This is a genomic window from Paenibacillus ginsengarvi (assembly GCF_003626695.1).
GTDB classification, from domain to species: domain Bacteria; phylum Bacillota; class Bacilli; order Paenibacillales; family NBRC-103111; genus Paenibacillus_AB; species Paenibacillus_AB ginsengarvi.
Genome location: NZ_RBAH01000028.1, coordinates 62,262 through 80,082, shown reverse-complemented (window position 1 = coordinate 80,082; position 17,821 = coordinate 62,262). Strand labels below are relative to the sequence as shown.

At 56.4% G+C, this 17,821-nt stretch carries 20 protein-coding genes; 12 read left to right on the top strand and 8 right to left on the bottom strand.

The window, feature by feature from the left end; genetic code table 11:
* Position 1: 1 nt before the first annotated feature.
* The 3 genes from hxlB to D7M11_RS29050 all read right to left on the bottom strand — a co-directional run bounded on the left by hxlB (position 2) and on the right by D7M11_RS29050 (position 1,696).
* Positions 2-559, bottom strand: coding sequence for a 6-phospho-3-hexuloisomerase (gene hxlB / locus D7M11_RS29060; protein WP_120750777.1), 558 nt, complete (start codon positions 557-559; stop codon positions 2-4).
* Entirely contained in the window at positions 556-1,200 is a 645-nt protein-coding gene (hxlA, locus tag D7M11_RS29055; protein ID WP_120750776.1) for a 3-hexulose-6-phosphate synthase, read from the bottom strand. Before hxlA ends, hxlB begins: the two co-directional genes overlap by 4 nt.
* A gap of 169 nt (positions 1,201-1,369) precedes the next feature.
* Entirely contained in the window at positions 1,370-1,696 is a 327-nt protein-coding gene (locus D7M11_RS29050) for a winged helix-turn-helix transcriptional regulator (protein WP_120750816.1), read from the bottom strand.
* On the opposite strand from D7M11_RS29050, the gene hisC reads away from it, so the two are divergent.
* The 4 genes from hisC (at position 1,685) to D7M11_RS29030 (ending at position 6,359) form a co-directional block, all read left to right on the top strand.
* Positions 1,685-2,779, top strand: a complete 1,095-nt coding sequence (hisC, locus tag D7M11_RS29045; RefSeq protein WP_240041354.1) for a histidinol-phosphate transaminase — start codon at positions 1,685-1,687, stop codon at positions 2,777-2,779. The two genes, D7M11_RS29050 and hisC, sit on opposite strands and share 12 nt — an antisense overlap.
* Before the next feature lie 518 nt (positions 2,780-3,297).
* Positions 3,298-4,683, top strand: coding sequence for a protoporphyrinogen oxidase (locus D7M11_RS29040; protein ID WP_120750775.1), 1,386 nt, complete (start codon positions 3,298-3,300; stop codon positions 4,681-4,683).
* A gap of 49 nt (positions 4,684-4,732) precedes the next feature.
* Positions 4,733-5,674, top strand: a complete 942-nt coding sequence (locus D7M11_RS29035) for a phosphotransferase (protein ID WP_240041353.1) — start codon at positions 4,733-4,735, stop codon at positions 5,672-5,674.
* Complete coding sequence (locus D7M11_RS29030) at positions 5,667-6,359, top strand: NAD(P)H-binding protein (protein WP_120750774.1); 693 nt, start codon at positions 5,667-5,669, stop codon at positions 6,357-6,359. Before D7M11_RS29035 ends, D7M11_RS29030 begins: the two co-directional genes overlap by 8 nt.
* Positions 6,360-6,499: 140 nt before the next feature.
* Here D7M11_RS29030 and D7M11_RS29025 read toward each other — a convergent pair whose 3' ends face one another.
* Both D7M11_RS29025 and D7M11_RS37540 read right to left on the bottom strand, forming a co-directional pair.
* Positions 6,500-6,826: a dehydrogenase gene (locus D7M11_RS29025; protein WP_120750773.1), complete on the bottom strand. Its 327-nt coding sequence runs from the start codon at positions 6,824-6,826 to the stop codon at positions 6,500-6,502.
* Positions 6,827-6,924: 98 nt separating this feature from the next.
* On the bottom strand, positions 6,925-7,299 hold the full coding sequence (locus D7M11_RS37540; protein ID WP_240041355.1) for a cupredoxin domain-containing protein: 375 nt from the start codon (positions 7,297-7,299) through the stop codon (positions 6,925-6,927).
* Between the two features lie 404 nt (positions 7,300-7,703).
* On the opposite strand from D7M11_RS37540, the gene uptA reads away from it, so the two are divergent.
* From uptA to D7M11_RS28995, 5 genes are all read left to right on the top strand, one after another.
* Entirely contained in the window at positions 7,704-8,324 is a 621-nt protein-coding gene (gene uptA / locus D7M11_RS29015; protein WP_120750771.1) for an undecaprenyl phosphate transporter UptA, read from the top strand.
* 178 nt (positions 8,325-8,502) lie between these two features.
* Positions 8,503-9,069: a thioredoxin family protein gene (locus D7M11_RS29010; RefSeq protein WP_120750770.1), complete on the top strand. Its 567-nt coding sequence runs from the start codon at positions 8,503-8,505 to the stop codon at positions 9,067-9,069.
* Between the two features lie 24 nt (positions 9,070-9,093).
* A complete protein-coding gene (locus tag D7M11_RS29005) occupies positions 9,094-9,720 on the top strand; it encodes an MBL fold metallo-hydrolase (protein ID WP_120750769.1) in 627 nt (208 codons plus the stop codon).
* A gap of 125 nt (positions 9,721-9,845) precedes the next feature.
* Positions 9,846-10,079 carry a hypothetical protein gene (locus D7M11_RS29000; RefSeq protein ID WP_193556312.1) on the top strand — a complete coding sequence of 78 codons (234 nt, stop codon included), beginning with the start codon at positions 9,846-9,848 and terminating at the stop codon, positions 10,077-10,079.
* Positions 10,080-10,144: 65 nt separating this feature from the next.
* Positions 10,145-11,212: a sialidase family protein gene (locus D7M11_RS28995; RefSeq protein ID WP_158606888.1), complete on the top strand. Its 1,068-nt coding sequence runs from the start codon at positions 10,145-10,147 to the stop codon at positions 11,210-11,212.
* 118 nt (positions 11,213-11,330) lie between these two features.
* Here D7M11_RS28995 and D7M11_RS28990 read toward each other — a convergent pair whose 3' ends face one another.
* The gene (locus D7M11_RS28990) at positions 11,331-12,116 is read right to left on the bottom strand and encodes a helix-turn-helix domain-containing protein (RefSeq protein ID WP_120750766.1); all 786 of its coding nucleotides are present in this window, start codon (positions 12,114-12,116) and stop codon (positions 11,331-11,333) included.
* Positions 12,117-12,256: 140 nt separating this feature from the next.
* Between D7M11_RS28990 and pyk the strand changes: the two genes are divergently transcribed.
* The gene (gene pyk, locus D7M11_RS28985; RefSeq protein WP_120750765.1) at positions 12,257-13,678 is read left to right on the top strand and encodes a pyruvate kinase; all 1,422 of its coding nucleotides are present in this window, start codon (positions 12,257-12,259) and stop codon (positions 13,676-13,678) included.
* A 4-nt stretch (positions 13,679-13,682) separates the two neighbouring features.
* Here the strand turns inward: pyk and D7M11_RS28980 are convergent, their stop codons facing one another.
* Positions 13,683-14,417 carry a helix-turn-helix transcriptional regulator gene (locus D7M11_RS28980; protein ID WP_158606887.1) on the bottom strand — a complete coding sequence of 245 codons (735 nt, stop codon included), beginning with the start codon at positions 14,415-14,417 and terminating at the stop codon, positions 13,683-13,685.
* Complete coding sequence (locus tag D7M11_RS36575) at positions 14,408-14,632, bottom strand: hypothetical protein (protein ID WP_193556310.1); 225 nt, start codon at positions 14,630-14,632, stop codon at positions 14,408-14,410. Before D7M11_RS36575 ends, D7M11_RS28980 begins: the two co-directional genes overlap by 10 nt.
* A 187-nt stretch (positions 14,633-14,819) precedes the next feature.
* Here D7M11_RS36575 and D7M11_RS28975 point away from each other — a divergent pair, with 187 nt between their 5' ends.
* Positions 14,820-16,127 (top strand): ABC transporter substrate-binding protein, encoded by a 1,308-nt coding sequence (locus tag D7M11_RS28975; RefSeq protein ID WP_120750763.1) that lies wholly within the window; start codon positions 14,820-14,822, stop codon positions 16,125-16,127.
* A 49-nt stretch (positions 16,128-16,176) separates the two neighbouring features.
* The gene (locus D7M11_RS28970; protein WP_193556309.1) at positions 16,177-17,793 is read left to right on the top strand and encodes a right-handed parallel beta-helix repeat-containing protein; all 1,617 of its coding nucleotides are present in this window, start codon (positions 16,177-16,179) and stop codon (positions 17,791-17,793) included.
* Positions 17,794-17,821: the final 28 nt, after the last annotated feature.

Genomic DNA, 17,821 nt, shown 5'->3' with positions numbered 1-17,821 from the left:
CCTATTCCAGATTGGCATGCCGGCCGAACATGGCAGCCGAGTCATGGCCGCAACGCTTCATCAGCCGCAGAATCATTCCGTCGAAGAAAAGCAGGAGGGTTTGCTCGAACAGCGAGCCCATCGGTTGGACTGTTGCAGCTTGGCTGCCCGCTTGTTCTTTCGGCGAGCCGGGGAGCCTGACGATGAGGTCCGCCAGCCGTCCGATCGTCGACTCGGGCCGTATCGTTACGGCCGCGACGGCGGCTTGCACGCTTTTCGCTTTTTCCGCCATGGAAACGAGACTGCGCGTTTCGCCGGAGCCCGTTGCGAGAATAAGCAAATCGCCTTCTCCGATGGGAGGCGTAACCGACTCGCCCACCACATAAGCGTTCAAGCCCAGATGCGCCAGACGCATGGCAAAAGCTTTGGCCATCAGGCCGGAACGCCCAGCCCCGGCTACGAACAGCTTTCTCGCTTCCCCTATTCGCGAAGCGAGCAGCTCGGCTTGCCCGTCATCGAGTTGCTCGGCTGCCTGCTTCAGTTCGCCGAGTATTTCGGCTACGTACGGATTGGCGCTCATCGGCCCGCAGATCCTTGCGCGATCAGGCTGCGCATCTCGGCTGCAGCGGCCTGCTTGTCCGCTTGTCCGGTAATGCCTCCGCCGACGATGACCAGATCGGGGTTCGCCTTGATCACTTCCGGCAGCGTGCTTAATTTAATTCCGCCGGCTATGGCCGTCTTCGCCTGTTTGACTACGCGTTTGATCGTCCGCAGATCGTCCAGCGAATTTTTGCCGACCGCTTGCAGATCGTAGCCGGTATGGACGCAAATATAGTCCACGCCGAGCGCGTCGATTTCTTGCGCGCGCTGCTCGAGATTTTTAACGGCGATCATATCGACGAGAATTTGTTTGCCTTGCTTTTTCGCTTCCTCTACCGCCCCCCGGATCGACATATCCTCCGAAGCTCCTAGAACGGTTACGATATCGGCTCCTGCCTCGGATGCCTTCATGACCTCGTAGCCGGCCGCGTCCATAATTTTCAAATCGGCCAAAACGCGCAGACCCGGAAAAGCGTCCTTGATCGCCTTGACGGCATGAAGCCCTTCGTTAATGACGACAGGGGTGCCGATCTCGACTATATCTATATAAGCTTCCACTTCTTGTACCAGTTGTTTGGCTTGCGGAATGTCGACCAGATCAAGAGCCAATTGAAGTTCCATGAATGAATCACTCCTCGGGATAGTTGGTGTGGACCACGGGACTTATTGTACGAACATGGGATTTAAAATGGAAGTACGCACTATTTAGTGACGTAGTACCCATATGGATACTATGGACGACAAAAAGACCGTTGCCGCAAGGGCTGACGGTCTAAGTCTGGTTAAAAATTCATACGAGTTCGGATCGCTCCTGATGCTTCTGCCCCCAGTCGGCCATAACGCCGAGCACGCGATGGATCGTTTCGCCGTAGTCGGTCAACGAATATTCGACCTTCGGCGGCACCTGGCTGAATACTTCCCGATGAATGATGCCGTCCAGCTCCAGCTCCCGCAGCTGCTGGGTCAGCATCTTTTGCGTAATGTCGGGCATCGCCCGCTTCAATTCCCCGAATCGTTTAACGCCGTCGGTCAAATGACAGAGAATGACCATCTTCCATTTCCCGCCGATAACTTTCAGCGTCGTTTCAACCGAATCTTTGAACAATTGGTTTCCCATTGTCATGTCCTCCTTTACATTCGTTACGATCATTGCCGGACGCCCCAGGCAGCCCTGAGTCCTTATGTTGCCGGAGAGCGTCCGGAAGACGGAGTCCGAGCGATCAAGCTGAACCAGAACGAAAGTCCTTATCCCGCTTCGCCCAGCGTTTCGGATGCGCTGCGCGGAATCGGCCCCGAGCTGTTCCGCGAGTATCCCGACGCCTTGTGCGACAAGCTTCGCCGCAAGCTGTCCGCCGTACACGGCATTCCGGCTTCCCGGATCATTTGCGGCAACGGCTCGAGCGAGCTCATTACGCTGCTATACAAGACGCTGCTGCGCGAAGGGGACGCCGTAGCGATTCCCGACCCGACATTCGGGTTGTACGAAACCGTGGCCCGTACGTTCGGAGTCGAGCCGGTCGTTGTGCCTACGGACGATGAGTACCGTATCGATACGCGGCGCCTCGCCGAGACGAATGCCGCGGCGATCATTATCGCCAACCCGAACGCGCCGACCGGCATTCCTCTGCAGGCGCCGGAGATCGAACGTCTGCTGCAAACGTACAACGGGCTTGTCGTTGTTGACGAAGCATATATCGATTTTGCCCCGGAGAGCATCTCCGTGATGAATCTGATCGAGACATACGAGCATCTGATCGTGCTGCGGACGTTCTCCAAAGCTTACGCGTTGTGCGGAGCGCGAATCGGCTTCGCGGTCGCAAGCGAGCGGCTGATCCGGGCGATGCAGAAGGCGAGAGAGACGTTCAGCGTCGGAGCGGTCGCGCAGCTTGCGGCAGAAGCTTCGCTTGCGGATATGGACTACGTAAAATTCACCGTATCGCGGATCTCGCAAACGCGCGACCGGTTTGCGGCTGAGCTGACCCGCCGCGGCTGGCGCGTCATTCCTTCCGTCACAAATTTCGTGCTCGCCGCGCCGCCGTCAGATGGGGTTTCGGCGAAGGAGCTGTACGCCCGCCTGCTGCAGGAGCATATTTATGTCCGTTATTTCGATCTCCCCCGTCTGTCCGACAAGCTGCGCATCAGCATCGGTACGGATGAGGATATGGATGCGCTGCTGGCGGCGCTGACGCGGATCGGCTAGCTTGAACAGTCTTCGTAGGGTGCTCGTTTTGAGCATTCGTCGGAGACTGTTTTTTGTGTGACGGCATGTTGGCGTACCGCTGCCATGGCCTCATGCCAGCCACTTAGCAAGTAACAGCCTTTTGAGCCTCTTATTCTTCTTGAAAATCGCAGATTTGGAAAAATAACGGTCTTTTGAGCCGCTTATGCTCCGGTGCACTTGGTCCCCGAACGGTTTTAGCCCGAAATAAGAGGCCCAAAAGACTGCTATGCCTAAGAAGCACGCAAATAAAATGAATTAAGACGCTCCAGAGGCTCTTATTTAGCAAGCTCGTGGCAGGCGAGGGGCAGCCAGGTCGGTATGTATAGTCGCCCGCTGCCTGCAGAGAGGGGAATTCGAAGATCTGCCCGGTAAGCTCCGTCGCAGCCGAACCAGCAATCACGCGGATGATGTTCATCAAATCGACTTTTCGATGTTGTCTGGGCCGTGTGTTATACTGAAGAGGATCGGCTATTACACAAAGCTTAGAGGTGTCGACATTGAAAACAGTCGTTGTTATCGGCGGAGGCGTTACCGGACTATATGCCGCGTATCGGCTGAACCAAGCGATTCAAACGAACAAGCTGCAAGCTTCCGTCGTCCTGATCGAAGCTAATGATAAATTAGGCGGTAAAATTAACACGGTTCACGACGGGCCGTTCCTGATGGAGACGGGTGCGGATTCGATCGTCACCCGCAAGCCGAATGTGGCGCCCATCCTGGACGACTTGCAACTGCAAGAGGACGTCGTCTACAACGGAACCGGCGTCTCGTTCATCCATATCGATGGCGAGCTGAAGCGGATACCGGAGGATGCGGTGTTCGGCATTCCGCTCAGTGTGGAGTCGCTTGCGAAGAGCGAGCTCATTTCTGCCGAAGGTAAGTTAGAGGCGCTGAAGGACTTTTATACGACAAACGAAACGTTTACGAAGAACGACTCGATCGGACTGTTTCTGGAAACGTTTCTCGGCAAGGAGATCGTCGAACGGCAGATCGGGCCTGTGCTCTCCGGCGTTTATTCCGGCAAGCTGCAAGACTTGACGATCGCTTCGACGCTTCCTTATCTGCTAGATTACAAAAACGAATACGGCAGCATCATCCAAGGCTTGTCCGCCAACAAGATGAAGTTCAAAGGGACGGGCGACAAAAAGTTTTTATCGTTCGGGAGCGGGCTTTCATCGCTGATCGATAGGCTGGAGGAGCGGTTATCCGGCGTCGACGTAATCAAAGGGGTGCGAGCGGCGAGCGTTCGGAAGCAGGAGGGGCGATACCGGGTCGAGCTGGCAGACGGCCGGACGATCGAGGCGGATTTCGTCGTGCTGAGCACGCCGCATACGGTCGCAGCGGCGCTGCTGGAGTCGGAGGAGTTGAATGAGGATTTCCATCAGCTCAAGGATAGCTCCCTAATCAGCATCTATATCGGCTTTGACGTGCCGGACGACCGGCTGCCGCAGGACGGCACCGGGTTCATCGCAGCCGCGAACAGCGAGCTGAGCTGCGATGCCTGCACGTGGACGAGCCGGAAGTGGGAGCATACGTCGGCGAGGGGGCAACTGCTCGTTCGTTTGTTTTACAAAAGCTCCAATCCGGTTTATGAGACGCTTCGCAAGCTTTCGGAAGATGAGCTGCTGAAGGTGGCGCTCGCCGATATCGAGAGCAGTCTCGGCATAACGGCCAAGCCGGTTACGTACCAGGTGACCGGGTGGCACGAGTCGATGCCGACCTACCATATCCGGCACCACGAAATCGTGAAGTCGCTCGAAGCGAAGATGGAGCGATACTTTCCAAATGTGCTGCTCGCCGGCTGCTCGTATTACGGCGTAGGCATTCCGGATTGCATGGACAACGGGGACAAAATGGCTGAGCGGATCGTGAAGCAGTTGTAAGGGGCAGGACTTTTGGGCGTGTGAAAAAGCGAAAGGCAGGCGGGTGCGGATGATGCGCGAGCAGGAGCAAGGGCAGGAGCATGAACAAGGGCTGTTTCGTCAGTTGCTGGGGGAGCCGATCGAAGACGTGTTGGTGCTGGACCCCGGCTACTCGGGGCACGCCAGCGATGTATGGCTGGTCAAGACGCCGTCCCGGGAAGTGGTCGTTCGTTCCTCCCGGATGAGCGGCGAGCCTGAAGGTGAGTTTTGGCTCGGCTGCAAGCTGCTGTTCGGCATCGACCCGCGGCGAATGGAGTTTATGGAGAGTTCGGCCAAGCTGCTGAACGGGATCGCGACGATCCCTGCGCCGAAGACGCTGGCGAAACGGACGATAGGGGATAAGCAATACCTCGTAGTCGAAAAGATGGAGGGGGTGCCGCTGCGGCGGTTTGCGGATCTGCCCGATGAGGCGCTGTATACGTTCGGCTGCTGGCTTGCCGAAGTGCACAGCCACAGCTTCGAGGTATTCGGCAATTTGGCGGATGCTCCAAATGAGCCCAAAGCCCGGTTCCACGAACGAATGCTAGCGACGATGGAGCATCTCGTGCAGAGCGAGCATGGCGACTCCCCCGAAATGAACGAAACGCTTGCCGCGGTCAAGGCGGAAATGGCGCATCTGCGGGAACCGGAAACGTGTGCTCCCGTCCTTGTCGATATGGACCCTTCGCAGTTTCTCGCTTTAGGCGGCCGGATTACCTCGATCGTCGACACGGAAGCTTATGTGCTTGCGCCGCCCGAGCTGGACTTTATCGGATTGGAGTACGTGCTGGACGCCCGGTCGGCACGGCCGGTTCTCGCAGGTTATGCGTCGGTGCGGAACGTTCCGGACTTATCCGTTGTTCGCAGGCCGTACCGGTTTCTGTACAGGCTGCTTGGCGTGCAAGGCTCGGTGCCGCTCGCGGATTGGTTTGCGCATCCCGAATGGCTGGAAGGGGCCCAAAACGATGGGTGAATCGGAAAAAGGCAAAACGGCTCTCATAGCGGGTGCCACCGGCCTAGTGGGCGGCGAACTGGTCAAGCTGCTGCTTGCTGACGAGGCCTATGCGGAGGTCGTCGCCCTCGTTCGCAAGCCGGCGGCATTACCGGCAGGCGGGAAGCTGACGCAGGTTGTGACCGACTGGAGCGATGAGCAGGTGACGGAAGTGATGCGCGGGAAGGGACGCGGAGCCGACGTCTTTTGCGCGCTGGGCACGACGATGAAGCAGACCGGAACGAAGGAGCGGTTCCGCAAGGTCGACTTCGATTATCCGCTGCTGCTTGGACGGCTGGCCGAGCGTTACGGCGCTTCCGCCTACGTTAGCGTTACGGCCGTGGGCTCCGATCCGCGCTCCGTCTTTTTCTACAGCCGGGTGAAAGGGGAGCTGGAGACAGAGCTTCAGAGGTTGTCTATTCCCGCTCTGCACATCTTCAGACCGTCGCTCCTGCTGGGAAACCGCAGCGAGGTCCGGCCCGGCGAGAGACTCGGAGAACGGCTAAGCGGGTTGTTCGCTTCTGCGATGATCGGCTCCTGGCGTAAATACAGGCCGATTCAGGCGGAGACGGTAGCCCGGGGCATGGCGGCCGCGGTCAAGCATGGAGGCGTAGGCGCCGCCAAGTACGAATACGAGCAAATCACCGCGCTGTCCGGGCGAGGCTGATCCGCTTTCGCTTGCGATGGTGCAAAACGTGCCAAAAAAGGGCTTTCCAATGGTCTGTCGAGACCGTGGATTGCCCTTTTTCTCTGCGAATGGCTTCGCTCCGCCAATGTAGGCGATCCCGCTCCGCGCGGTGCTTAGACTCAACCGCCGAACGCTTCCCGGAACGCTTTGGCCAAATCAGCCGGCTCGACGTTCCACAGCTTCGCAATGTCTTCGCATACGTTTTGCTCCCACCAGTCGGACAGCAGCTTGCGGTTGCTGCTATTCTCGGCGATGAATGGCAAATTCAGCACGACTTTTTTCAGATAAAGCTCCTCGGCTTCGTCAAGCTGGGCCGGAGGGACCCATATTTTCAGCCGCTTCATCGTCCGGTACAGCTCTTTGTTGCAGGCCCGGCGAATTTTGCGCAGCGTCGGCAAATTGGCATTGTGCTTTTCGGTATGTTTTTCGCCCGCAGGCTTGGTCATAGACGCATCACCGCTCCTCTCTGCTTCTACCATATGCAGAGGGCGGGCGCCGGGCTACTGTTTTGCGTCCTGCGGGGTGCTTGCAAACACGCCTTGAATCAGTTCACGACGATATAGCCGATCATGGGGCCGCTGTGCGCGAAGTCGGGATGGGTTAGGCAAATGAGCCGGTATACGCCGGGCTTATCCGCCTGAAACGAGACGACCGTTTCTTCGCCCTTTTTGACCTCGCCTTTAATGCCGAGCCCTTCGATCATAAACGGATGGCTTGCGCCGTTCACGCCGGTAATGCTCAGCTTGACTTTCTCTCCTTTGCGGACGACGATCGTGCCGGGGTCCCAGCGGTAGGCCTCGATTTCTTTGCCGTCCGGCAGCGTAGATTTGAATTCTCCGGTCACCATATGAATCGTGCGCTCGCCGGCGGCAGCCGTACCGGTTACCGAAGCGGCCTGTTCCTGACGGACATACAGCAGGTATGCCGCAGCCAGCAGGAAAATTCCGACTGCTAGCAGCAGCTTGTTTCTGCCGAGCACGACTACCTGCACCCGTTTTTGCGGATCGCGACGCCATGTTTCGTTCCTCAACCGTTTCTCCTCCCCTTGGGAGCTTAAAGCTCCTGGCTCATGCAAAGCTTGGCGCAAGCAGGGAGCGGGCTTGCCGCCTCCCCGATGCTTGTCACGTACTTCTTCTTTACTAGCGTATGAACGGGCTTGTTTCCTCATGACTGGGGATAGACGGTCGCGAAGGCAGGATGAAATGAAATCGGCGCCCCGTCTATAGTCTGGATGCGTGATCCGCCTTCATATGATAGAATAGGGGACGAGCAGACAAGCCGGCATGGCGGAGTGCTCTATTACAGGTGGAGAGTTGGGTACGGATGAGCGAATGGCTTCATGGTATTATCGATACGGCGACTGCATGGTTGACCGACCTTGGCTATTGGGGCATCATGATCGGCTTGATGATCGAGATCATACCGAGCGAAATTGTACTGGCGTTCGGCGGGTATATGGTCTACTTGGGAGAAATCAACTATTGGCTCGCCGTCTTGTTCGGTACGATCGGCGGCGTCATCGCGCAAATATTCGTCTACTGGATCGGCCGGTACGGCGGCAGACCGATCTTGGAGAAGTTCGGCAAATACATATTCATCAACAAGCACCATATCGACGTGTCGGAGCAGTGGTTCAACAAATACGGCACTGGCGTCATCTTTACGGCCCGGTTCATTCCGGTCGTCCGTCACGCGATATCCGTTCCCGCCGGGATGGCGCGGATGCCGCTCTCCAAGTTTACGCTGCTGACGACGCTTGCGGTTATTCCGTGGTCGATGCTATTCATCTACTTGGGGAAAACGCTCGGGGAGAATTGGAAAAATATCGACGAGACGGCCGCCAATTATATGAGCGAGCTTATGTGGGGCGCCGTCGGTCTTACGGTGCTGTACGCCGGTTACTTGATTTACAAACGTTCGAAGAAAAAGAAAAGCCACAAATAAAGCGCAGCAAAAGAAAAACCTTTCTGAAACCGCGAAGCGGAATCGGAAAGGTTTTTGCTTTTTGTATGAGGGAACGGCTTGGTTTGCTGCAGCGCCTGATGCCGAAGCCTACGAATGGACACGCCCCTGCCTGATCGGCTAATATAAAAGCAGTGTCACTAATGAGGGAGGAATACGCATGAGCCAAAATGTGGCCGACAAGCTCGGCAAAGGATTAGCCCCGCAGCAGTTTATCGATGCGATGACGAAAAACAAAGATACATTTGTGGACTGGTACAACCGTTTCGAATGGAGCTCGGACGATGACCGCGACTTTTTCGTATCGCTGTCCAACCGTGACGATCTGCGCTGCCTGATTCTCGCGGCCGACTGGTGCGGCGACGTCGTTCGCAACGTTCCGGTTGTTTTTCGTGTGCTCGAAAACTCGGGAATGCCGGTCGAGGTGCTCATCATGGAGGAAAATCTCGATACGATGGACCAGTTTCTGACGATGGGCGGCCGTTCGATTCCGATCGTGATTTTCGCCGATACGGGCGGCTTCGTGCTCGGACAATGGGGCCCTCGTCCGCAGAAGGTGCAGGAAGCGATGGTTCAGTTCAAGCAGGCCAATCCCGACCGGAATGCGGCGGATTACGACGACAACCTCAAGGCGACGCGGGCGGAGATCATGGCCCGGTACGGCGAAGGCACTGGCTATCATGCGGTCATCGCCAAGGAACTGCGCGACTTGATTTCGACTTTTTGACGATTGCCGAACGGAGATGTATTCATGACGCTGAATGTAGAAAGCTTCGAGCTCGGACCGCTGCAAACGAACGCTTACTTGCTATCGAATGCGGATCGGACGAAAGGGATCGTGATCGATCCGGGGATGAATCCGAAATCGCTGTTTAAGCGTATCGAAACGATGGAGATCGAGGCGATCGTGCTGACCCATACGCATTTCGACCATATTGGCGGCGTAGACGAGCTGCGCAAATGGAAAAAATGCCCCGTCTACGTACACGACGCCGAGGCCGATTGGTTGTCTGATCCGAAGAAAAACGGCTCCGCCAGATGGCCGGAGCTTGGCGGACCGATCGTCACGGACCCTGCGGAATATGCGCTGGATGGCGGCATGACGCTGGAGCTGCTCGGGGAGAAGTTCCGCGTGTTCCATACACCGGGCCATTCCCCCGGCAGCGTCAGTCTGCTGCTCGGAAACAGGCTGTTCTGCGGCGATGTGTTGTTCCGCTTGTCCGTCGGACGGACGGATTTGCCGGGCGGCAGCGAACGGCAGCTGCTCGAGTCGATTCACGGCACGTTGTTCGATTTGCCGGACGAGACCAAGGTGTATCCGGGTCACGGGAAATCGACGATGATCGGGTTCGAGAAGCAAAACAATCCTTATGTTTGAGGTGGTCCTCCGCCTGCGTGGGGAAAGCCTTATTGCGCCGGAAGGGCAATAAGGCTTTTTTTGGCATGCCCGTAGAGGGACGGTATGGGATGCCGATGTTAGTAATTAACTTATTGATTAAAAAAATGTTGACAAATGGAACGACGTCCCATTATGATGGCTTTGTCAATTATTTTGGAACATTGTTCCATTATCTGTTCAACTATACCGGCAAAGTCATCGGGGCGATTAGCTGCGCGGGACCGACGGAAAGAATGAGGCCGATTCGCAAGACGATCGTAGACAATATCACGGCAAGCAGCCAGTACATCTCGAAACGACTAGGCTACGTGGCCGGGCTAAGGATGCAGCAACTGTAAGAATAATGCAAGCGTATACAAGAAATAATCCGGCGTATGCTTCTAAGCTGAAGGAGGAGCGGGAGTTGACGGAAGACAAAGATTTGGCGCTGCGCCCCACGCGGGTGACCGCAGCTGTGGGAGAGATGTATTTGTCCCGCCATTGGCAAGGAATCCCGGGCATCGAATGCGCGGGGAACGGAAGGCTGTGGGCTGCGTTTTATAGCGGGGGCGAGGAGGAGGGGCCGGACAATTACGTCGCGCTCGTTACCAGCGGGGACGAGGGCCGGACATGGTCGGACGTGTTGTATGCGGTTGACCCGCCCGGGCTCGTCCGGGCTTACGATCCATGCCTATGGCATGATCCGTCCGGCCGCCTGTGGCTGTTCTGGGCGCAAAGCTACGGCTGGTACGATGGACGATGCGGCGTGTTTGCCGCCACCTGCGACAGCTCCGGCGACGCAAGCCTGGTCTGGTCAGAGCCGAGAAGGATTGCCGACGGGATTATGATGAATAAGCCGACGGTGCTTGTGAACGGAGATTGGCTGCTGCCGATCGCCGTCTGGGCCTGCGAGAGCTCGGGGCTGAACGATTTGCCGGAGGAGCGCTTCTCAAACGTGTGGCATTCCGCCGATCAGGGCAAGACGTTTCGCAAGCTCGGCCATGCCGACATCCCGAATCGGAGCTTTGACGAGCATATGATCGTGGAGCGCAAGGACGGGAGCCTGTGGATGCTCGTCCGCGCCTTCTACGGCATCGGCGAAAGTGTGTCGCAGGACGGCGGGAAAACGTGGACGCCCGGCCGACAGTCTCCGCTTGGAGGGCCCGACTCCCGTTTTTATATCGGTCGTCTTCGCTCGGGCCGTTTGTTGCTGGTCAATCATTACCAGTACAGGCGCCGAAGCCATCTGACGGCGATGCTCTCCGAGGACGAGGGCCGCAGCTGGACCGGGCATCTGCTGCTGGACGAGCGTTCCCACGTAAGTTATCCGGACGTCGTGCAGGCCGAGGACGGGCGTATATTCATTATCTACGATCACGAGCGGAGCAAGGCCAAAGAAATATTGCTGGCTATCGTTACCGAAGCGGATATTTTGAACGGCAGTCTCGTTTCGGAGCAGTCCGTACTCAAACAGTTGGTGAACAAGGCGTAACGTTCTGTGGCGGGAACGCTTGGCCTATAGCAAGGGGGGTCGTCGGCGGCTTGTCGCAAGCCCGGCCTGGCGGGCACCCCTTTTTGCACGGCGGGGCCGACCGCCGCGGAATGCGTCGTTAATTCGCAGACTCGTCCCGCTCTGCCAGCAGCGCGGAGGGCAACTGCCCGGTCGTTTTCTTGAAGATGCGGTAAAAGTAGGACGGATCGCTGTAGCCGACGTATTCGGCGATCTCGGCGACCGTCAGCAGCGAATGGCGCAGCATGTAGGACGCCGTTTTCATCCGGGCGGCGTGAACGCATTCGCTGATCGTTTGGCCGGTCACGGAGCTGAACACGGTGGCGGCGTAATTGGCGCTTTTGCCGATCGCCTCGCCGAGATGCTCCTTCGTCACCCGTTCGCGGTGATGGAGCTGAATGTAGCTGCGCATCGTCTCCGCCATCCGATACGTCTCGGCGGCCGGGCGGCCCCGGTCTAGCTCGCGGCTCGCAAGTACGAGCATTTCCAGCAGCAGTGCCGCAGCCATCGTTTCCCGGTAAGGGAGCCGCTCGTTCCATTGATCGGATGCGGTTTTGCAGCGGTCTGCGAACAGCTCGTACATGCCCGATTTCCACAAAACGTAAGGGGTTTGCTTAAGCACGGACAAGTCGGGGAGAAGGGACGCGAGGCGAAACGCGAACACATATTTTTCGTGGAGCACGGTTGGAATGCTTTTGCCGTAGTAGGAGGCCTGCTCGGATAGCAGCAGCATGTCGCCCTTCTCCAATACAACCTTGCTGCCGCCAATCCAATAGACGCAGGAGCCGTACGTGACAAATATGAAGGAGAGCAGCGGGGTAAAAGAGTCGTTCTCGGCGTACCATTTCGTTCCTTTGTCCTGACGAATATCTACGACTTGCAGCATGGCGGAATATCACCTTCGCGTCTGTTGTTTACGTACTATTGTACAGGATGCGTACTATGTTTCATAGCGGCCTTTCGGCGCCCGGGATTACAATGGGAGAAACATACCCACTTCATCCGCGAAAGGAACGAGACACAGCAATGCGCAAAACAAAAATCGTCTGCACGATGGGACCGGCCTGCGATTCGGTCGACGTGCTCAAACAAATGATCGCCGCCGGGATGAATGTAGCCCGCTTGAATATGGCGCACGGCAGCCTGGAGGAGCATGCGGCCCGCATCGAGCGGGTTCGTCAGGCAGCCAGAGAGACGGGGACGGTCGTCGCCATTTTGATGGATATTAAAGGACCGGAGGTGCGGATCGGCATGCTGGCCGAGCCTTCTTACGACTTGGCCGAAGGCGACCGGTTTATTTTGACGACGGAGCCTGTTACCGGTGACGGCAAGCGTGTGGCGGTTAACTATCCGGATCTGCCGAGGGATGTGGGGGCCGGCTCGAAAATATTGATCGACGACGGTCTGATCGAGCTGGAGGTTGAGCAGGCGGAAGGAACCGAGGTTGTGTGCCGCGTCGTGAGCGGCGGCAAGCTGAAGCCGCGCAAAGGCGTCAATCTGCCGGGCGTCCGCACCTCACTGCCGGGCGTTACCGAGCGCGACATTTTGCATATCGGCTTCGGCGTCGAGCAGAACGTCGATATTATCGCCGCCTCCTTCGTGCGCAAAGCGGCGGATATCGTACAAATCCGCGAGGTGCTGGAGCAGCATGGAGCGGGGCATGTGCGGATCATTTCCAAGATCGAGAACGAGGAAGGCGTAGACAATCTGAACGAAATCATCGAGGTGTCCGACGGTATTATGGTGGCGCGCGGCGATCTGGGCGTAGAAATTCCGGTCGAGGACGTACCGCTCGTGCAGAAACGGATGATCCGGGCCTGCAACGCAGCAGGCAAGCCGGTCATTACGGCGACGCATATGCTGGAATCGATGCAGATGAACCCGCGGCCTACCCGCGCCGAGGCAAGCGACATCTCCAACGCGGTGCTCGACGGCAGCGACGCGGTCATGCTGTCCGGGGAAACGGCGGCGGGCAAATATCCGGTCGAATCGGTCGCCACGATGGCGCGTATCGCCGAGAAGACGGAGACGATTTTGCCGTACCGGGAGTCGTTCGAGCAGAAGATCGCCCTGCATCCGACGAATGTAACCGAGGTCATCAGCCAATCAGTCGTAGGAGCTTCGCTCGATCTGGGACCGAAAGCGATCCTGACGCCGACGGAAACCGGGTTTACCGCCCGGATGGTATCCAAATACCGGCCGAATGTGCCGATCATTGCGGTGACGCCGAACGAAAAAGTGCTTGGCGGGCTTTGTCTCGTCTGGGGCGTTGTGCCGGTGAAGGGTGAAACTGCGCCGACCACGGACGAAATGCTCGCCTCGTCGCTGCAAAGCGCCGTCGGCAGCGGCGTACTGTCGCCTGGCGATACCGTGATCGTATCGGCCGGCGTACCGGTAGGACGGAGCGGAGCGACGAATCTGATGAAGATCGTGGAAGTCTCGCAGTAACTCGTTAGGGGCTTCCCGGCGCATGCTGCTGGTGGTTATGGACACCATTATCGCGATAATGCTGGGGAGCGACCCCCTCGATCTTTTTGAAGATACGGCTGAAATGAAACGGGTCGGGATAGCCGACTTCCTGGGCGATACTTTTCACACTTTTGCTCGTATGATGGAGCAAATATTTGGCGCGCTGCGTGCGCAGCTGGTGAACGTATTGCTGGATGTTCGTATTTGCATACTTTTTGAACACGTGACACAAATATTCGTACTTGCGGTCCATGAAGTGCTCCAAATTTTGTTTGGGGATGTCCTCCGTATAATAATCGTTCAAGTAGCTGATCATTCTGCGGTAGGTCCGATATGACGTAGGCGCAGCCGTATCCAGCTTTGTATGCTCGAGCCAATCGTCGGAGATGAGCCGGAGCGTCTCGGCAAGCAATATCGTCGCATGAAACCGAAAGTTGCCTTTCGGTTTTTTGCATGTCTCCAAAAGCTCTTCGAACAAACCGAGCATTTTATAAATCCGCTTGGGCCGGAACAATCGGGGGATGACTAACGGATCGTCGCTGCTTCGCTCGATCGTCCTCAGTTCCAACTGCGAGGCATGGATAATAGTAAGCTCGGACGCTTGATGCAATAAAAATTCGTCCATGACGGGATCGCACGAAAATTGCGCCCAGAAAAACCTCCCCTGCCGTTCCCCGGGTTTCCACCCTCCATGCGTCTCCCAAGGCTTCAGCAGCAAACAATGCCCGCCGACAACACCAGCCGCTCGCCCTCGACCTCCAAATGCACGTTCCCCTCGGCTACTGCAATCAACTCGTAGTTCGGATTGTGATGCTCCGCGAAAAACGTAGGATGATTCGCATCGCACAAATCGACATACTTGACGTCCAGCCTGGCTAATCGAGACATTTTGTACAGCATCGCATGGCATCCTCCGATCCATTTTCCGCTCAAATCGAAACCACGTTCATGGATACATGGCGTTTATCCATCTATAGTCAAGGTAGTTACGGATTATTATACCAAATGCCTTGGGGAGGTGGCGGGCTTCCGGAAAAAATAAAGCGCATTCATAAGGGGACGTTTACGGCATTTGTCATCACCGTGCAATTGAATCACACACTCGGGAGGAACGAAGAAAATGAACAAAAAAGTATGCCGCTTCTTGTGCGCACCTCTGCTGCTGGCCGTAGCCTCGGCTTGCGGTTCGAGTACCCCGGCAGCGGATCCGAATACGGTGACACCGTCGCCGTCCAAGCAGCCCGATCCTGTGGAGCTGACGTTCCTGTATACCGCTACCGGTTACCCGGACGCAGACTTCATGAGGGATTACGGCGATCCGATCAAGCGTAAGTATCCACACATCTCGATTAAATTCCTGCAAAGCACGAAAGGAAACACGCTCCAGGAACTGATCGTCGCCAAAGCGGACATCGACGTCATCTTTACTTCCATCGGCGCTTTGCCCGGCGTTATCGACAGCGGAATATCGCTCGATTTGGCGGAGTCGATCCAGGCGGGCAAGTTCGATTTGAACCGGTTCGAGCCTTCGACGATCGATATGGTGCGCAATATGTCGGGAGGCAAAGTGCTCGCTTTGCCGATAAAAGCCACCTCCATGGTGCTGTTCTACAATAAGGATCTGTTCGACAAATCCGGCGTCGCTTATCCGAAGGACGGCATGACGTGGGACGATGCTTATGAAATCGCCAAGAAAATGACCCGGAACGAGGGAGGGCAGCTTTATCGGGGATTTGTTTCCTCGCCGCAGCATTTGGCCATGACGAATCAATATTCGCTGGACTTTATCGACCCGAAGACGAAAAAAGCGGCGTTCGACAACGGACGGTGGAACCCGTTCATGGATAATTTCGTCCGTTTTTTTCAAGTGCCGGGGTACGAAGCGGATGCGAAGGTGCTCGCAGGCGGCGCGCAAAGCGATATGTTCTATAAAGATCGGACGGCCGCCATGTACGCCACTTTCTCTTCGAATTATCCGAGGGCGGGCGACGGGATGAATTGGGACGTCGTCACGTTCCCGACGTTTAAAGACCGGCCAGGTGTAAGCGCTCAGCCTTATCCCGCCTATTTCAGCATTTCCTCGACCAGCAAGCATAAGGAGGAGGCGTTTCAGGCGATCGCCCATCTGACTTCGGACGAAGTACAAATGGAGCAGGCGAGAATCGGCAATCCTCCCGTGCTCAAAAGCCAATCGGTCCGGGCCGTCTTCGGGCAAGATTCGCCCGACTTGAAGGGGAAAAATACGCTGGCCATGATGGCCGCCAAATTTGCCGACCCGCGCGTGTATACGAAATACGACGGGCACGCCCAAAGCGTGATCACAACGTCTTTTACGGACATCATTACGGGTGCGAAGGATACGAATACGTCGCTTAGCCAGGCTGCGGCCATTCTTAACGCTAAAATCGCGGAAATAGATGGGAAGTAGAAACGATAAACGAATGGAGGGATAGAAGACAATGGACGATCAGGTGAACATGAGCAGAAGGAAATTGCTCGCTTCGCTCGGAGTGGCGGCGGGGGCGACGGCTATGCTGTACACGGCCGCAGGGACGGCATTCGGGAAGGAACAGCATTCGGTGACGGAAGCGGTGTATGGCGACAAGCCTTGCCCGGCGTGCTGCAACATAGGGGCGAGCATTACCGAAATGCCGGATGCATCGGCCTTTTTGAATGAAAAAATTAATGAACTCAGCTCTTCCGGAGGCGGGGAGATTTGTCTTCCTCCCGGATTGATAACGGTCAAAAGCATGATCGTGCTAAAGTCAGGCGTGAAATTAAGAGGCCAGGGCGACTCGACTGTCATCAAAGGCGTATTCAATGTGCCAACGAATCGAATCATTACCTCTCCGTACGATTCGCTTCAAACCGCTATCGGTCTTTACGATTTTTGCGTGGACCGGTCCGGGGCGAACGCCCAGCACGGCATTATTTTGGGCGGCATCCATCATCTGAGAATCAGCCGTGTGACGGTCAGGGGCAAAAGCTCTGCCGAAAGCGGAGCTCTTGGGGTTTCCGTCTTTAACGCCTATGCGACGATACAAAGCCAGGATGTGATCGTGGAGGGCTGCCGGATCGAGCAAAGCAACAATTTCGGCATCGCCTTCGGCAACGTCAAGGACGGGATGATCTCGAACAATGTGTTCATCGATTGTTACCGCAAATGCATCGGGCTGGAAGCTTGGGGCGACGGCACTCCCGCCTACTTGAATACGCACGGCATCGTCGAAAATGTCACGGTCGTCGGCAATACGGTACACGCTTCGGAAAATCCGGCCAATCATATCGGCGGGTCGATCGGGCCGGCTGTTTATGTCGGGGGCGCTTCGGGAGGAACGGTCCGAAACTGCGTCGTTACCGGCAATACGATACGGGTAACAGATCATGTCTGCGCGAATTATTACGGCATTACGGTAACCGGCGCGCCGACGCTGCCATGCGAAGGGATTACGATCAGCGACAACTCGGTCTACAATGCATCCGGTGCGGGTATTTATGCGGGAGTCCTCGGCTGCATGACCAGACAGCTCAAAATTTCCGGCAATATGATTATGAATCCGAGCGTCTCCGGCTCCAAGGCGGCCATTTTGCTGCGAAATGTGACGGACAGCGTCGTATCGGACAACAAAGTGATCGGAACGACGCACTCCTATGCATTTGAAGAACAAGTCGGCTGCGACCGGAATATGGTGACCACGAATCATTTTGCGCCGGGTACGCTCGGGGTCGTCAACCTTGCGGGAGCGAATAGCTCATACTTCTCGTCGTCGCACTTCACAACCTATGGCGGCAAAAAGTTTATGGAATCGTACGTCGTAGCGGACGACGCGTCGGTCGTACTAAAATCGCGAGGCAATCCGCAGAGGGGCATTTTCATGATCGCCAGCGATTATGGCGGAAACTATGCGATTCTTGTTGTCAATGGAGCGGGAGCTCCCATCGTTATCTCTAAAAGCGCGGACACCCAAGTTGGCGCTACGAATCCGGATGTGGACGGGGCCCTTAATATTTACCCGAACAACGGCACCGAGCTTGTTATCAAAAACAGGCTGGGCTCGGCCCGTACGATTACGATCGATAGCCTTACGAAATAATTTACATGAAAAAAAAGGAAATGGACCG

What these genes read in the sequence shown, in the direction of transcription:
- hxlB (WP_120750777.1), bottom strand. Translation starts at nt 559, where the DNA reads ATGAGCGCCAATCCGTACGTAGCCGAAATACTCGGCGAACTGAAGCAG.
- hxlA (WP_120750776.1), bottom strand. Translation starts at nt 1,200, where the DNA reads ATGGAACTTCAATTGGCTCTTGATCTGGTCGACATTCCGCAAGCCAAA.
- D7M11_RS29050 (WP_120750816.1), bottom strand. Translation starts at nt 1,696, where the DNA reads ATGGGAAACCAATTGTTCAAAGATTCGGTTGAAACGACGCTGAAAGTT.
- D7M11_RS29035 (WP_240041353.1), top strand. Translation starts at nt 4,733, where the DNA reads ATGATGCGCGAGCAGGAGCAAGGGCAGGAGCATGAACAAGGGCTGTTT.
- D7M11_RS29030 (WP_120750774.1), top strand. Translation starts at nt 5,667, where the DNA reads ATGGGTGAATCGGAAAAAGGCAAAACGGCTCTCATAGCGGGTGCCACC.
- D7M11_RS29025 (WP_120750773.1), bottom strand. Translation starts at nt 6,826, where the DNA reads ATGACCAAGCCTGCGGGCGAAAAACATACCGAAAAGCACAATGCCAAT.
- uptA (WP_120750771.1), top strand. Translation starts at nt 7,704, where the DNA reads ATGAGCGAATGGCTTCATGGTATTATCGATACGGCGACTGCATGGTTG.
- D7M11_RS29010 (WP_120750770.1), top strand. Translation starts at nt 8,503, where the DNA reads ATGAGCCAAAATGTGGCCGACAAGCTCGGCAAAGGATTAGCCCCGCAG.
- D7M11_RS29005 (WP_120750769.1), top strand. Translation starts at nt 9,094, where the DNA reads ATGACGCTGAATGTAGAAAGCTTCGAGCTCGGACCGCTGCAAACGAAC.
- D7M11_RS29000 (WP_193556312.1), top strand. Translation starts at nt 9,846, where the DNA reads ATGTTGACAAATGGAACGACGTCCCATTATGATGGCTTTGTCAATTAT.
- D7M11_RS28990 (WP_120750766.1), bottom strand. Translation starts at nt 12,116, where the DNA reads ATGCTGCAAGTCGTAGATATTCGTCAGGACAAAGGAACGAAATGGTAC.
- pyk (WP_120750765.1), top strand. Translation starts at nt 12,257, where the DNA reads ATGCGCAAAACAAAAATCGTCTGCACGATGGGACCGGCCTGCGATTCG.
- D7M11_RS28975 (WP_120750763.1), top strand. Translation starts at nt 14,820, where the DNA reads ATGAACAAAAAAGTATGCCGCTTCTTGTGCGCACCTCTGCTGCTGGCC.
- D7M11_RS28970 (WP_193556309.1), top strand. Translation starts at nt 16,177, where the DNA reads ATGAGCAGAAGGAAATTGCTCGCTTCGCTCGGAGTGGCGGCGGGGGCG.